Here is a 13,836-nt window from a genome sequence, read left to right as displayed (position 1 = left end):
AATGCGGAAATGGTAAAGGCGAGAACGGATTTCCTCGACCGTAACTATTATCTGCCGCTTGCGAAGAAAACAGCTGAGGTAATGGGCGGTCTGCTTGAAAATGTGAAACAGCCTTATATTATCGACAGTGGCTGCGGTGAGGGCTTTTACACTGTGAACTATGCCAAGGCACTGCCAAAGGCGAAGTTTTACGGCATTGACATATCAAAGGCGGCAGTTGCCCACTGCATGACGAGGATACATTGCGAAAATATCACAAATTGCGAATTTGCAGTGGCATCGTCATTTCAGCTTCCGTTTATAGACAAATTTGCAGACCTTATCGTATGCACATTTGCACCTGTTTCAAATGACGAATACGCAAGGGTGCTGAAAAACGGCGGAAAGCTTGTGGTAGTTTCTCCGTCCCCAAGACATCTGTTTGAGCTTAAAGAAGTGCTTTATGAGAAGCCTTACGAAAACAAGCCCAATGTATATGGACTTAATAAATTTGACGAGTCAGAGGAGATCATTTTTGAATATCCTGTGGTGCTTGAAAGTCAGGAGGATATTTTTAATCTTTTTACAATGACTCCGTATTACTACAAAACATCTGCCGTGGCAGTGGAGAAGCTTAAAAAGGTGAACAGGCTTGAACTTACCTGTGGCTTTTCTATCAGGACATTTACAAAAAAGAGAGGTTTTTGATACATGAATAAAGATATTTTCTGCAAAGGATATACTTGGGGATTTTTCTCCAAGAGAGGTGATTTTCAGACGGAAGCGGCAGAAAAGTCAATGGAAAGGCTTGCTTCAAACGGCTTGAACTGGATATGTATCCCTGTAAACGCATTGCAGGAGAGCTTTGCAAGCACAAGAGTTTTCAGTGATTATGAGAGAACACAATCTGACGAGGACATTGCCTTCGCTATAAAAAAAGCAAAGTCACTGGGACTTAAGGTCTGCCTTAAGCCTATGGTGGATTGCCTTGACCATTCATGGCGTGCAAGGATAGACTTCCCGCCTGAGAACCCTGAATATTGGGACAAGTGGTTCAGATCATACACAGCTTTTATGCTTCACTATGCAAAGCTTGCAGAAAAGCTCGGCTGTGAAATGCTCTGCACAGGCTGTGAAATGGCAGGAATGGACAAGCAGTCCGACAGATGCAGAAAGCTTATCGCACAGGTGAGAGAGGTCTACAGCGGTATCGTTATGCACAACATCAATCACGGCGACGAACAGCGTTTCGATTGGCTCAGCGACGTGGATATCATTGGCATCTCAGGCTACTACCCTGTTACAGACGGCGTGAACAGGGACAAGAAACATATGCTCAGTCGCTGGAACGAAGTTGTCGGCTCCCTTGAAAAGGCTCACAAGCATTTCAACAAGCCTATAATGTTCGCTGAGATAGGCGTACGAAACGAGGAGGGCTGCACGCAGTACCCTTGGGATTTCCATGACAGGCTCGACAAGCCACTTGACGAGCAGGAGCAGGCAGATTTCTACGACACTGCAATGGAAGCAACTTGGGATCTGGATTGGTTCTGCGGCTATTTCTGGTGGGATTGGAAAGCTATCCTGCCGCCAATAGAGAAAGCCAAAGAGAACCGTGACTTCACAGTTTATGGCAAGCTTGGCGAAGAAGTGCTGAAAAAGTGGTACACAAAAAATTGATATGTACAAAAATACGGACTGTTTATCATTGGATAGACAGTCCATTTGTTTTTATATGCGTTGGTGAATGACTGGCGAATGTAAGCGTGTCGCCGTCCCCTATATTTACAATTTTTGCGTAGGGGCGACCTGAGGTCGCCAGTTAATTATATTTTTACATACTGAGCAGTACAAATAATCGTACTCTTATCCAACCACCGCAGGTATTTCTTCTTTTCCTCGTTTAACAATGACAGGGTATTCCTTGAAAATATGTCTGCGTATAAAATTATCCGCAAGCACACCAATATAGGATAACCCAAACCACAGAAAAGCAAATGGCAGGCATATCTGTCCGTCAAAATTCAGCGGCACTTCCTCATAGCTCCATATGCCCATGCCGAGATAGCGGTTGAGATACTCCCCTGAAAGAAATTCTATGGCAGTGATAAATGCTGCCGACACTGCAAGCACAGACAGCAGGCTCACTCCTCGCCTGCGCTCGCCATTCATGATATGGATAACCAGCATTGAAGTTCCCCCAAGCACCCCCATTGTGATATGAGAATATCCCCTGTTAAGTATTTCCATGAAACCATAGCATATTGCGCCCACTGAAAAAAGCGTAAGTATCTTATACATCTTTGCCGCCACATTCTCACCGCCCTGTTTTTTATCGCCCTAATATTAAAATGTACAGAAATCAGTGATTTAAAACCTTGAATACAAAATAAATTTATGGCAATTTCAAGATACAAAAAAACGGACAACCCAAGCTGTCCGTTTTATTGTACTAATATGAAATTTTATACCTGCCAGCTGTTAAGATATTTCTCCTGCTCAGGTGTAAGCTTATCTATCTCAAGCTCCCAGAACTTCAGCTTTCTGTTTGCGACTTCCTTGTCTATCTCATCAGGAACATAAACTATCTTGTCTGTAAGCTTGTCTTTGTTTTTAACAAGATAAGCCGCAGAAAGGGCTTGGATAGCAAAGGACATATCCATTATCTCGGCAGGGTGACCGTCGCCTGCGGCAAGGTTTACAAGTCTGCCCTCGCCGATAACATACAACCAATTACCGTTTGGAAGCTTATAACCGTCAATATTGTTTCTTGCAAGCTTGCTTTCAACAGACAGCTTTTTAAGTCCAGCCACATCTACCTCGCAATCAAAGTGACCTGCGTTACAGAGTATAGCACCATCTTTCATGTTCATGAAAGCTTTCTCAGTAATAACGTCCTTACAGCCTGTTACAGTAACAAAGAAGTCGCCAACCTTAGCGGCGTCAACCATTTTCATTACCTTGAAGCCGTCCATAACAGCCTCCATAGCCTTTATTGGGTCGACTTCGCAGACGATAACGCTTGCACCAAGACCCTTTGCTCTCATTGCAACGCCCTTGCCACACCAGCCGTAGCCTGCAACAACAACGTTCTTGCCTGCAACGATAAGGTTAGTTGTTCTGTTTATTCCGTCCCATACAGACTGACCTGTGCCGTATCTGTTATCAAAAAGATACTTGCACTTTGCATTGTTTACAAGCATCATAGGGAATTTGAGCTGACCGTCCTTGTTCATTGCAATAAGACGGATAATGCCCGTAGTAGTTTCCTCACAACCACCGATAACGTTCGGTATCAGCTCAGGGTATTCATTGTGGATAAGGTTTACAAGGTCGCCGCCGTCGTCGATAATGATGTTTGGACCTACCTTAACTACCTCGGATATATGTCTGTGATACTCCTCGTCAGTTGCACCATGCCATGCAAAAACATTCAGACCGTCATGCACAAGACCTGCCGCAACATCGTCCTGAGTAGACAGCGGATTGCTTCCTGTGATGTACATTTCAGCACCGCCTGCTGCAAGGACTTTGCAAAGATAAGCGGTCTTAGCTTCAAGGTGAATAGAAAGTGCAACTTTCAGCCCCTTAAAAGGCTGATCTCTCTTGAAATCTTCCTCAACGCTTCTGAGCAATGACATATTCTGTCTTACCCATTCTATCTTTCTTTTACCGCTTTCCCACAAGCTTTCATCTCTTATTTCGCTCATTTTATCAATTCCTTTCGGTTTATTATTCGATCCATATAATAATTATACCCTATTTCTCCCCATTTGGCAAGAGGTCAAAAGCAATTCATTATACTTCGCAAATTTACAGCACGTTCATAAAATTAAATTAAACAATTTCTTGACAAAAAAACAAGGTAAGCGTATAATAATATTATGTGTGCGAATAGTAAAAACGTGCATAAATCATGATTTTTAAGGAGTGTGTACAAATGGACGACGCCAGTCAGAATACGATCGCCCCTCGATTGCAGAGCGGCTCGCCCGTTTGTGGCAGCCTTTTTGTGATCTAAATATCAATTTTAATTGAATAGGACGATCTGTGTTTTGGTAGATCCTTATATTTGTACAGAGTTGGTATAAGTACAATTATTTGTACTGTTGTGCTTATTACCGCTGCTGTTAGGGGGAATATAATGTTTAACACAGTATTGGAGCTGCTCAAAAGCAGAAACTACAAGGCTATCCGTGAGATATTTATGGATATGAACGAAGCCGACGTGGCTGCTCTTTTGCAGCAGTTTTATGACGATCACGAGGTCGAGAAATACGAGCTTCCGTTGCTGTTCCGTCTTTTGAACAAGGACGTTGCGGCTGACGTTTTCGCTTATATGGACAGCGATACACAAATGATGCTTATCAATGCCTTTACGGATAAGGAGCTTCAGGAGATCGTTGACGACCTTTATCTTGATGATACGGTAGATATTATCGAGGAAATGCCTGCAAATGTTGTTGCAAGGATAATCAAATCTGCTGACACAGAAACGAGAAAGCAGATAAATCAGATACTCAAATATCCTAAAGACAGTGCAGGCTCTATTATGACCACCGAGTACGTTTATCTTCACAGAAGCTACACCGCCAAGGAAGCACTGGATTGGATAAGACACGTTGGTATGGTCAAGGAAACTGTAAATACACTTTATGTCACTGAGAACAGAAAGCTCGTGGGCGTGCTTTCACTGCTTGATATCGTAACTGCTGATGATAACGATAAAATAGAGGACATAATGGAGGACAACGTTATTTCCGTTGATACTCTTGAGGATAAAGAGTATGTTGCTTCCATGTTCTCAAAATATGACTTTCTTTCTCTGCCTGTTGTTGACAGAGAAAACCGCATGGTCGGTATCGTTACATTTGACGACGCTATGGACGTTATCGAGGAGGAGACCACTGAGGACTTCTCGAAAATGGCTGCCGTTGCGCCAAGTGACGATTCCTATTTCAAGACCTCTGTTTTCACTCATGCAAAAAACAGAATAGCATGGCTTTTGATACTTATGCTGTCGGCTACCCTTACGGGTGCTATAGTAAACAAATATCAGTCTGCTTTTGCGGCTGTCCCTGTTTTGGTATCGTTCCTGTCAATGCTTAGTGGCACAGGCGGAAACTGTGGCTCTCAGACCTCGACCCTTGTTATAAGAGGCATGGCGCTTGGTGAGATAAGAATGAAAGACTTTTTCAAGGTCATGTGGAAAGAGTTCAGAGTCGCGCTTCTTTGCAGCGTTATCCTTGCTATAGTCAATGCTATAAGAATAGTTCTGGTGTATCATGGTGACACATCTGTGGATTGCTACAAGCTTGCGTTCACGGTAAGTATGGCTATCATGGCAACTGTTGTGCTTTCAAAGCTCATCGCCTGTATGCTCCCAATGGCTGCCAAGAAACTTCATCTTGACCCTGCTATCATGGCTGCCCCGCTTATCACCACTATCGTTGACACTTGCTCAACACTGATATTCTTCACATTGGCTACTATCGTATTTGATATAAAATAGAAAAAATATGGCGGTTATCTCCTTTCAGGCTATCTTCTGCAAAGGTGCGGCCGCCCGTTTTATGGATAAAAATAAATTGGATTTTGATTTGAAAGGAAATAGTTATGGCTCAGAATTATGACGTAGTTGTTGTCGGTGCAGGTGCAGCCGGCGTATTCATGGCGTACGAATTTGTCAAGCTTGACAAAAACATAAAAGTTTGTATTATTGATCAGGGCGGACCTGTCAGCAAGCGTAAGTGTCCTATAGATGGCAAAAAAGTTAAGTCCTGCATTCACTGCAAGGTATGCTCCATTATGCACGGCTTCGGCGGTGCAGGCGGAATGTCGGACGGCAAATATAACATCACAAACAATTTCGGCGGTGACCTTTACACATTTACCGGCAAGGAAAAGGCTATCGAGCTTATGCAGTATGTTGACAAGATAAACCTTGAAATGGGTGGTCAGGACGCTAAGCTTTACTCCACAACTTCTTCCGACATCAAGGCAATGGCTCTGAAATATGACCTCCACCTCCTTGACGCTCAGGTAAGGCACCTTGGCACTGACAGAAATATGCAGATACTCCAGAACATCTATGACTTTGTCAAGGACAAGATAGACATAAAATTTTATGAAAGTGTTCAGGGTATAACAGGCAAGGAGAACGACTTCACTGTTATCACAGACAAGGACGAGTATCACTGCTCAAACGCTGTTGTTGCGGCAGGCAGAAGCGGTTCAAAATGGATTTCTGAGATATGTGACAACTTTGGTATCAAAAGACGTTCAAACAGAGTTGATATCGGCGTTCGTGTTGAGATACCTGCGGCTGTTTTTGAGCATATCACAAGCAAGGTATACGAAAGCAAGATAGTTTACCGCACAAAGAAATACGGCGACCTTGTAAGAACATTCTGCATGAACCCATACGGTGAGGTAGTTACCGAGAATACAAACGGCATCATCACAGTAAACGGACACAGCTATGCTGACCCTGCGCTGAGAACTGAGAACACAAACTTCGCTCTGCTGGTATCCAACACATTCTCTGAGCCTTTCAAGGACTCAAACGCATACGGTGAGTCTATCGCAAGGCTGTCTAATATGCTTGGCGGTGGAGTGCTTGTTCAGCGTTTCGGTGATCTTGTTGCAGGCAGACGTACAAATGAACACCGCTTTGGTCAGACGTTCCTTAACCCTACTCTCAAAGCTACTCCGGGCGACCTGAGCCTTGTTATCCCAAAGCGACAGCTTGACGATATTATCGAAATGATATACGCTCTGGATAAGATAGCACCCGGTATGGCGAATATCGACACGCTTCTTTACGGCGTTGAGGTCAAGTTCTACAATTCAAGAGTTGACGTCGACGAGAACCTTGAAACTGCTGTCAAAGGTCTTTACGTCCTTGGCGACGGCTCAGGCGTTACGCACTCTCTGTCGCAGGCTTCTGCATCAGGAGTATTTGCCGCAAGGACTATTTCAGAAAAATTCAACTGATTTCATATATCACAAAAGCCGCACTGCCAAAAAGCAATGCGGCTTTATTTTTTATGCCTTACTCTTCAAGAAGCTTTATATATCCCTTAATGATATCAACGCACTTGTCATAGCTCATGTCGCTGGTATCAAGACACAGATTGTAGTTTTTCGCATTTGTCCAATCCCTGCCTGTGTAGTGGCGATAATAATCGCTTCTCTCCTTGTCTGTCTTTTCGATTATCTTGACAGCCTCTTTTACAGAAACACCATACAGATCGACGATATTCTTGACCGCAGTTTCCATATCAGAATATATGAAAACCTTAAGCACGTCTTTTCTGTCACGGAGGATATAGTCAGCACATCTGCCAACTATTACCGCAGGCTCTCTGTCTGCAAGCTGCTTTATTATCTTCGCCTGATAATTGAAAAGATTTCTGTCAGAAGTAAAGTCGTGATCATCAGGGTCAAGAAGCTCACCCTTGTAAACTCCGCCCTTTCTCAGAAAAGAACCTTTCAGTTTTTCATCAACAAGCCCGAAAAAGCGTTCATTTATGCCGCTTTCGTCGCTTGCAAGCTTTATAAGCTCCTTATCATAATATTTTATACCCATATCCTCTGACAGCATTTTTCCTACAGTTCTTCCGCCACTGCCGATACCCCTTGCAATGGTTATGATCCTTGCCATAAAGCTCAACTCCTATTCACCTAAATATGCTTTCTTGACCGACTCATCATTGATAAGATCAGACGCCTTGCCTGACAGAACTATCTTGCCCGTTTCAAGAACATAAGCTCTGTCTGAGATAGCAAGGGCTTTCTTTGCGTTCTGCTCAACAAGCAGTACAGTTGTGCCGCTCTTTCTGATATCCTCGATTATCTTAAATATGGTTGACACAAGGATCGGTGACAGACCCATTGACGGCTCGTCCATTACAACTATCTTAGGTCTTGACATGAGCGCCCTGCCCATTGCCAGCATCTGCTGCTCACCGCCTGAAAGAGTACCTGCTATCTGATTTTTTCTTTCTGCAAGTCTAGGGAAACGCTCGTATATATCCTGAATATCCTTCGGTATATTCTCCTTGTCTTTTCTTGTAAATGCTCCAAGCTTAAGGTTATCAAGCACTGTGAGGTTTTGGAATATTCTTCTTCCCTCAGGAACGTGTGCTATACCCATTTCCACGATCTTGTGTGCAGGAGTTTTTGTAAGCTCCACGCCGTTGAATTTGATAGAACCCGATTTTGCAGAGATAAGACCTGTAAGGGTGTGCAGAGTGGTGGTCTTTCCTGCTCCGTTTGCGCCGATAAGGGAAATGACCTCGCCCTCGTTTACCTCAAAGGAGATACCTTTCAAAGCGGCTATCATGCCATAATTGACGTGCAGATCATTGATTTCCAACATTGCCATTTTACTTACCCCCTTATTCGCCCAGATATGCGGTGATAACTTCAGGATTTTTAAGCACTTCCGCTGTCTTACCCTCGCAGAGGAGCTGACCAAAGTTCAGCACTGACAGCTTTTCGCAGATACCTGAAACAAGGCTCATATCATGCTCGATAAGCAGCACCGTCATATCAAAATTATCTCTTACAAAGCGGATAGTATCCATAAGCTCCGCTGTTTCGTTTGGATTCATGCCGGCAGCAGGCTCGTCAAGAAGCAGCAACTTCGGCTGTGTTGCAAGGGCTCTTGCGATCTCAAGCTTTCTCTGATCGCCATACGGAAGTCCAGAAGCAAGCAAACTCTCCTTATCGTCAAGCTCGAAAACCTTCAGAAGCTCCAGCGCCTTTGCGTCCATTGCCTTTTCAAGCTTGAAATATCTTGGAAGTCTGAAAACGCCTGTAAAGGTGCTGTATTTATAATGATTGTGAAGTGCGACCTTTACGTTGTCAAGCACCGTCATATCCTTAAAAAGTCTGATGTTCTGGAATGTACGGGCAATGCCTGCACGGTTTATTTCGATAGTGTTTTTGCCGGTAATGTTCTTTCCGTCAAGAACGATTGTGCCGTCTGTTGGCTTATAAACGCCTGTGAGCATATTGAAGATAGTGGTCTTTCCTGCTCCGTTCGGCCCAATAAGACCATAGAGCTGACCTTTTTCTATTGTTATGCTGAACTCGTCAACTGCACGGAGTCCGCCGAATGAAATGCCGAGATTTTTTACTTCAAGAAGTGCCATATCACTCAGCCTCCTTTACTTTTTCACGCTTGAACAAAGCCTTGAACTTAGCAGTATTTGCACTGATAAAAGTCTTTGTTTTTTCATTTGAAGTTATTATCATCATTACGATAAGGACGATAGAATAGATAAGCATTCTGTAGCTGTTTATGCTTCTTAGCATTTCTGGAAGCAGAACAAGCACGATAGCTGCGATAACACTTCCTCTGATACTGCCTATACCGCCCAGAACAACGAATACCAAGATAAGGATAGACAGGTTATAGTCGAACTTAGAAGCCTGGAGCGTATAGAAGTTATGAGAATAAAGCGCACCTGCACAGCCTGCCAGGAATGCAGTCAACGCAAAAGTAACAAGCTTATACTTTGTGATGTTAAGACCTACAGACTCGGCTGCGATAACATTATCTCTGATAGCCATTACTGCTCTTCCCGTTCTTGAATATACAAAGTTATAGGCAATGATAAGAGTGATAAGCAACATAACAGCGCCGATAATGAATGTAGAATCGTTAGGAGTGCCGCTGATACCCTGAGGGCCGTTCAGTATAAGCTTTCCGTCAGGCTCAAGGTTAAGGTTTGACAGACTTTTGAGAGAAACGTGAACACCCTTAGAATCATAACCAAGGTAAAGTGCTGCGAAAACGTTCTTTATGATCTCACCGAACGCAAGTGTAACGATAGCGAGATAGTCACCTTTAAGTCTGAGAACAGGTATTCCTATAAGTATGCCGAACACTGCGGCAATTATTCCGCCTATAAGTATAGCCAAAGGAAATCTGATCCACACATTTTCAATAGTTTCAGAAGTAACGATAGAGAATATCGCACTTGTATATGCGCCAACGCACATAAAGCCTGCCTGACCCAAGCTAAGCTCGCCAAGTATACCAACTGTCAGGTTAAGGGATACTGCAAGTATAGAGTATACACACAGAGGAACAAGAAGTCCTGTGAGCATACTTGAGATATATCCGCCGCTGCTGAGTATCTGCATTACCACAAAGGCAACTATTACCATTGCGTATGTGATAAAGCTTTTTCTGGTCTGCGGCTTAAAAAACTTTGTTTTTGCGCTAGCCCCTTCTTTTTTCACAAAAAACCAATCCTTTCAGATAAAACAGAACTGCAAAGCAAGTCTGCTCGAAAATTTTAAGTTGACTTTTATACCTTTTCGCTTATCTTCTTGCCGAGGATACCTGTAGGCTTAATGATAAGCACAAGTATAAGAACAGCAAAAACGATAGCGTCGGCAAGCTGTGGTGAGATATAGGCACGTCCAAGTATCTCGATAACACCGATAAGGATACCGCCGATCATAGCGCCCGGTATTGAGCCGATACCGCCAAATACCGCCGCAACGAACGCTTTGATACCAGGCATTGCGCCTGTGGTGTTCTGAAGCGTAGGATAAGCTGAGCAAAGCAGTGCGCCTGCAATTGCAGCAAGACCTGAGCCGATAGCGAATGTAAGAGAGATAGTGCGGTTGATGTTTACGCCCATGAGCTGAGCTGCACCTCTGTCCTCAGATACTGCAAGCATTGCACGTCCGCTCTTGGTTTTGTTGATGAACAATGAAAGACCAACTACAATGAGTATAGATACGATTATTGCAACTGATGTTTCTCCGGAAATAACTATCTGTCCGTCAAAAAGCTTGATGCTCGGCACGTTTACAACTGATGTAAAGTTTACAGGCTTTTCACCGAATATAAGCAGTGCGGTGTTCTGCAAAAAGTAGCTGACGCCTATGGCAGTGATAAGCACCGCAAGCGAAGTAGCTTGTCTGAGCGGCTTATACGCCACCTTTTCGATGACTATACCGAGAAGTGTGCAGGCAATAACTGCAAGAACTATGGAAAGCCAAGAGTTTAGTCCCCATGTGGTCATGCAGGTGAATATAACATATCCGCCCACCATAATAACATCGCCGTGTGCGAAGTTAAGCATTTTGGCAATACCGTATACAAGCGTATAGCCCAAAGCTATAACTGCGTATATACTGCCGAGGCTTATTCCGTTGATGAGGTTATTAAGAAAACCCATATACAAACATTCCTTCCTTTTGGAATAGACAAAACACAAGATGTAATCACATATATTACATCTGTCCTTGTCATAAACACAATATACAATAAATTATAACATAACCCCGTAGTTTTTGCAACACATTTTAATGAAATAAATCAAAAAAACCGACAATTTTTCGCAATTGCCGGTTTTTTCATATTAAGCGTACTTTTTGTACGCACTTCATTTCAGCTATTACTGAGCAGTAGAAGCGGCAATGTCATCAGCTGTCAGTGCTGAATAAGCACCATTCTTGATGATAACAGCCTTAGGGTCCTTAGATACGGCACCGTCTTCGCCCCACTTCATGCCTGTACCTGTAAGTCCGTCATATGAGAAGTCCTTATCAGAGATAGCCTTTTTGAGCTTATCGCAGATATCAGAAGCAGACATATCGGCTGTGATGCCTTCCTTCTTCATGAGTTCTGCAAGTACCATTACGCCGTCATAAGCGTCTGCAGCGAACTGGTTAGGTGTTTCGCCGTTGTAAGCGTCCTTATACTTCTTAACGAAATCCTGAGTTGCCTGATCCTGAGCGTCGGCAGCAAATGGTGTAAGGAGCATTACGCCCTCGCAAAGTGAAGTATCAAAGTTCTTGATAGAAAGAAGTCCGTCAAGACCGTCGCAACCGAAGAATGTCGGGTTGTAGTTAGCTGACTTGCACTGTGTAAGGATAAGTGAAGCCTGCTGATAGTAGATAGGCAGGAACACGAGGTCTGCGCCTGCATTCTTAGCTGCGCTTATCTGAGCTGAGAAGTCAGTCTTGCTGTCCTTTGTGAATGACTGCTCTGCAACGATATCAAGACCCTTAGCCTCAGCCTCGGATTTGAATGTGTTGAAGATACCTGATGAATAAGCGTCAGAGCTGTCGTAAATTACAGCTATCTTTGTAGCAAGCTTGTTTTCTGCGATATAGTCGGCAGAACCTTTACCTTGGTTAGGGTCAGTAAAGCAAACCTGGAAACAGTTATCGTTCTTGATAACGTCCTGAGCTGAAGCAGAAGGTGTGAGTTGGAAGATGTTATCCTGCTTTGTCTTTTCAATAACTGCGAGGCAAGAACCTGTTGTTACTGTTCCGACCATTACCTGCATACCATTGTCTTTCAGTGCGTTATAAGCATTTACAGCCTTATCGCCTGAGTCAGCCTCATCGTCCTCGAAAACGTATGAGAGCTTTGTTCCGTTTATTCCGCCTGCGTCATTTACGTCCTTGACAGCAAGCTCGATAGCATTCTTAACAGCAACGCCGTACTGTGCAGCGTCACCTGTGAGCGGACCGCTGCAGCCGATAACGATAGTATCGCTGTTCTTTTTTGCACCGTTTCCGCAACCTGCAAAGCAAGAAACTGCAAGGGCAGCCGAAACTGTTAATGCAAGAATTCTCTTGACATTTTTCATAATAATCTCTCCTTCGTTCACATATGTCACTGCATATGCTTTTTTTCAATAGTATTAATATAACACGCAGAAGCCCGATTTGTCAATATTAAATCTTACAAATTTAACGTTATTTAAACTATGTTTATTGTTACAAACAATATGCGTGTTCACAGAAAATTAATTTTGTGTATTTTCAATGAACGATTTGCAAGTTTTTTGATAATATCCTGCATACATACACCACTGACTTATAAGCTGCATATGATAAAACAGCCACACGAAACCTGTGGTATATGAGATTCAGACAACATAAGGAGTGAACTTATTTGGATATGTTTGACAATCTGTCGTTAGGCAGGATACTTGCTGACGACACAGAGGATAACACACCTGCCTGTCCTTTTCCGAAAGGAAGATTTCCTGAGGATACGCCGCTGGCAATGGCATATGTGCCTTTTCAGATGTGGGAGAAGCCTTATGAGGCAGATGTAGGACTTTCAAGAGGAACTATCTTCCCGTCCATAGACAAACCTTTTATAGGAGAGGAGGCTGTAAAGAATGCCAATACTAAGTGAAAAGGAGAGGCTTCTCAGAAAGATACAGGCGTGCAGCTTTGCCCTTGTAGAGGCTAATCTTTACCTCGACAGCCACCCTACCTGCAGAGATGGTCTGGCATATTTTGCACGACACAAGGCAGAAAAAGAGAAGCTTCTTGCTCAATACAATGAGAAATACGGACCATTGACGATCACGCAGAACAATTCGTCCAAGAAATGGGAATGGGTAACATCACCTTTTCCGTGGGAAAGGAGTGCTGACTAATGTGGCAATATGAAAAAAAGCTGCAATACCCCGTTAAGATCGCTAACCCTAATCCTGCTTTGGCTAAGGTCATTATCTCGCAGCTTGGTGGTGCGGACTTTAAAAAGTTATATAAAAAAAATCTAGCCTTTTCACATCGAAATACAATAATCACATTAAGTAATTATGCAATATTAACAATTATTTCTTGCTAAAAAGATACAAAATGCTGAAATTCCAAATTTTATAAATGTTTTTGTTGAGTAAGGATAATTTATTATGCTATAATTAATACAAATAGCAAAGGAGTTGACATAAAATGAATATTCTTATAATTGGAAACGGATTTGATCTTGCTCACAAATTGCCGACAAAATATACTGATTTTTTGGATTTCTTAGGAAATGTACGTGTTCTGAAAGAAATTCATCCAGAAGAAAGAAAA

The 13,836-nt window shown here is 43.0% G+C and carries 15 protein-coding genes and 1 pseudogene; 8 read left to right on the top strand and 8 right to left on the bottom strand.

Annotated elements, in window-relative coordinates:
* Together QVO88_RS01535 and QVO88_RS01530 are read left to right on the top strand one after the other, a co-directional pair.
* Positions 1-687, top strand: a 687-nt coding sequence (locus QVO88_RS01535) for a methyltransferase domain-containing protein (protein WP_288177691.1), incomplete at its 5' end; no start/stop codon positions are given.
* A gap of 3 nt (positions 688-690) precedes the next feature.
* Entirely contained in the window at positions 691-1,659 is a 969-nt protein-coding gene (locus QVO88_RS01530; protein WP_022286773.1) for a hypothetical protein, read from the top strand.
* Positions 1,660-1,845: 186 nt separating this feature from the next.
* Here the strand turns inward: QVO88_RS01530 and QVO88_RS01525 are convergent, their stop codons facing one another.
* Both QVO88_RS01525 and QVO88_RS01520 read right to left on the bottom strand, forming a co-directional pair.
* Positions 1,846-2,292 carry a hypothetical protein gene (locus QVO88_RS01525; protein ID WP_288177690.1) on the bottom strand — a complete coding sequence of 149 codons (447 nt, stop codon included), beginning with the start codon at positions 2,290-2,292 and terminating at the stop codon, positions 1,846-1,848.
* A gap of 152 nt (positions 2,293-2,444) precedes the next feature.
* Positions 2,445-3,689 (bottom strand): adenosylhomocysteinase, encoded by a 1,245-nt coding sequence (locus tag QVO88_RS01520; protein ID WP_022286771.1) that lies wholly within the window; start codon positions 3,687-3,689, stop codon positions 2,445-2,447.
* A gap of 434 nt (positions 3,690-4,123) precedes the next feature.
* Between QVO88_RS01520 and mgtE the strand changes: the two genes are divergently transcribed.
* Both mgtE and QVO88_RS01510 read left to right on the top strand, forming a co-directional pair.
* Positions 4,124-5,491, top strand: a complete 1,368-nt coding sequence (mgtE, locus tag QVO88_RS01515) for a magnesium transporter (RefSeq protein ID WP_022286770.1) — start codon at positions 4,124-4,126, stop codon at positions 5,489-5,491.
* A gap of 104 nt (positions 5,492-5,595) precedes the next feature.
* Positions 5,596-6,975 carry an NAD(P)/FAD-dependent oxidoreductase gene (locus tag QVO88_RS01510; RefSeq protein ID WP_022286769.1) on the top strand — a complete coding sequence of 460 codons (1,380 nt, stop codon included), beginning with the start codon at positions 5,596-5,598 and terminating at the stop codon, positions 6,973-6,975.
* 58 nt (positions 6,976-7,033) lie between these two features.
* Here the strand turns inward: QVO88_RS01510 and QVO88_RS01505 are convergent, their stop codons facing one another.
* The 6 genes from QVO88_RS01505 to QVO88_RS01480 form a co-directional block, all read right to left on the bottom strand.
* Positions 7,034-7,645: an AAA family ATPase gene (locus QVO88_RS01505; RefSeq protein WP_022286768.1), complete on the bottom strand. Its 612-nt coding sequence runs from the start codon at positions 7,643-7,645 to the stop codon at positions 7,034-7,036.
* A 12-nt stretch (positions 7,646-7,657) separates the two neighbouring features.
* The gene (locus QVO88_RS01500) at positions 7,658-8,368 is read right to left on the bottom strand and encodes an ABC transporter ATP-binding protein (protein ID WP_022286767.1); all 711 of its coding nucleotides are present in this window, start codon (positions 8,366-8,368) and stop codon (positions 7,658-7,660) included.
* 13 nt (positions 8,369-8,381) lie between these two features.
* Entirely contained in the window at positions 8,382-9,140 is a 759-nt protein-coding gene (locus tag QVO88_RS01495) for an ABC transporter ATP-binding protein (protein ID WP_022286766.1), read from the bottom strand.
* 1 nt (position 9,141) lies between these two features.
* Positions 9,142-10,161, bottom strand: a complete 1,020-nt coding sequence (locus QVO88_RS01490; protein ID WP_081856082.1) for a branched-chain amino acid ABC transporter permease — start codon at positions 10,159-10,161, stop codon at positions 9,142-9,144.
* Positions 10,162-10,304: 143 nt separating this feature from the next.
* Entirely contained in the window at positions 10,305-11,186 is an 882-nt protein-coding gene (locus tag QVO88_RS01485; RefSeq protein WP_022286764.1) for a branched-chain amino acid ABC transporter permease, read from the bottom strand.
* Between the two features lie 219 nt (positions 11,187-11,405).
* The gene (locus QVO88_RS01480) at positions 11,406-12,608 is read right to left on the bottom strand and encodes an ABC transporter substrate-binding protein (RefSeq protein ID WP_022286763.1); all 1,203 of its coding nucleotides are present in this window, start codon (positions 12,606-12,608) and stop codon (positions 11,406-11,408) included.
* A gap of 308 nt (positions 12,609-12,916) precedes the next feature.
* Between QVO88_RS01480 and QVO88_RS01475 the strand changes: the two genes are divergently transcribed.
* The 4 genes and pseudogenes from QVO88_RS01475 to QVO88_RS01460 form a co-directional block, all read left to right on the top strand.
* Positions 12,917-13,165 (top strand): spore coat associated protein CotJA, encoded by a 249-nt coding sequence (locus tag QVO88_RS01475; RefSeq protein WP_022286762.1) that lies wholly within the window; start codon positions 12,917-12,919, stop codon positions 13,163-13,165.
* The gene (locus QVO88_RS01470) at positions 13,149-13,412 is read left to right on the top strand and encodes a spore coat protein CotJB (RefSeq protein ID WP_022286761.1); all 264 of its coding nucleotides are present in this window, start codon (positions 13,149-13,151) and stop codon (positions 13,410-13,412) included. Before QVO88_RS01475 ends, QVO88_RS01470 begins: the two co-directional genes overlap by 17 nt.
* Positions 13,412-13,510: pseudogene (locus tag QVO88_RS01465) on the top strand (manganese catalase family protein); the annotation flags it as partial. The gene QVO88_RS01470 and the pseudogene QVO88_RS01465, both read left to right, overlap by 1 nt.
* Positions 13,511-13,710: 200 nt before the next feature.
* Positions 13,711-13,836: AbiH family protein (locus tag QVO88_RS01460; protein WP_288177701.1), on the top strand; the 126-nt coding region annotated here is incomplete at its 3' end.

The sequence above is a fragment of the Ruminococcus sp. CAG:57 genome (assembly GCF_000435935.1).
Classification (GTDB): Bacteria; Bacillota; Clostridia; order Oscillospirales; family Ruminococcaceae; genus Hominimerdicola; species Hominimerdicola aceti.
Note: the sequence above shows the minus strand (reverse complement) of the source record. Positions and strands in the feature narration are given on the sequence as shown.

What these genes read in the sequence shown, in the direction of transcription:
- QVO88_RS01530 (WP_022286773.1), top strand. Translation starts at nt 691, where the DNA reads ATGAATAAAGATATTTTCTGCAAAGGATATACTTGGGGATTTTTCTCC.
- QVO88_RS01520 (WP_022286771.1), bottom strand. Translation starts at nt 3,689, where the DNA reads ATGAGCGAAATAAGAGATGAAAGCTTGTGGGAAAGCGGTAAAAGAAAG.
- mgtE (WP_022286770.1), top strand. Translation starts at nt 4,124, where the DNA reads ATGTTTAACACAGTATTGGAGCTGCTCAAAAGCAGAAACTACAAGGCT.
- QVO88_RS01510 (WP_022286769.1), top strand. Translation starts at nt 5,596, where the DNA reads ATGGCTCAGAATTATGACGTAGTTGTTGTCGGTGCAGGTGCAGCCGGC.
- QVO88_RS01505 (WP_022286768.1), bottom strand. Translation starts at nt 7,645, where the DNA reads ATGGCAAGGATCATAACCATTGCAAGGGGTATCGGCAGTGGCGGAAGA.
- QVO88_RS01500 (WP_022286767.1), bottom strand. Translation starts at nt 8,368, where the DNA reads ATGGCAATGTTGGAAATCAATGATCTGCACGTCAATTATGGCATGATA.
- QVO88_RS01495 (WP_022286766.1), bottom strand. Translation starts at nt 9,140, where the DNA reads ATGGCACTTCTTGAAGTAAAAAATCTCGGCATTTCATTCGGCGGACTC.
- QVO88_RS01490 (WP_081856082.1), bottom strand. Translation starts at nt 10,161, where the DNA reads ATGGTAATAGTTGCCTTTGTGGTAATGCAGATACTCAGCAGCGGCGGA.
- QVO88_RS01485 (WP_022286764.1), bottom strand. Translation starts at nt 11,186, where the DNA reads ATGGGTTTTCTTAATAACCTCATCAACGGAATAAGCCTCGGCAGTATA.
- QVO88_RS01480 (WP_022286763.1), bottom strand. Translation starts at nt 12,608, where the DNA reads ATGAAAAATGTCAAGAGAATTCTTGCATTAACAGTTTCGGCTGCCCTT.
- QVO88_RS01470 (WP_022286761.1), top strand. Translation starts at nt 13,149, where the DNA reads ATGCCAATACTAAGTGAAAAGGAGAGGCTTCTCAGAAAGATACAGGCG.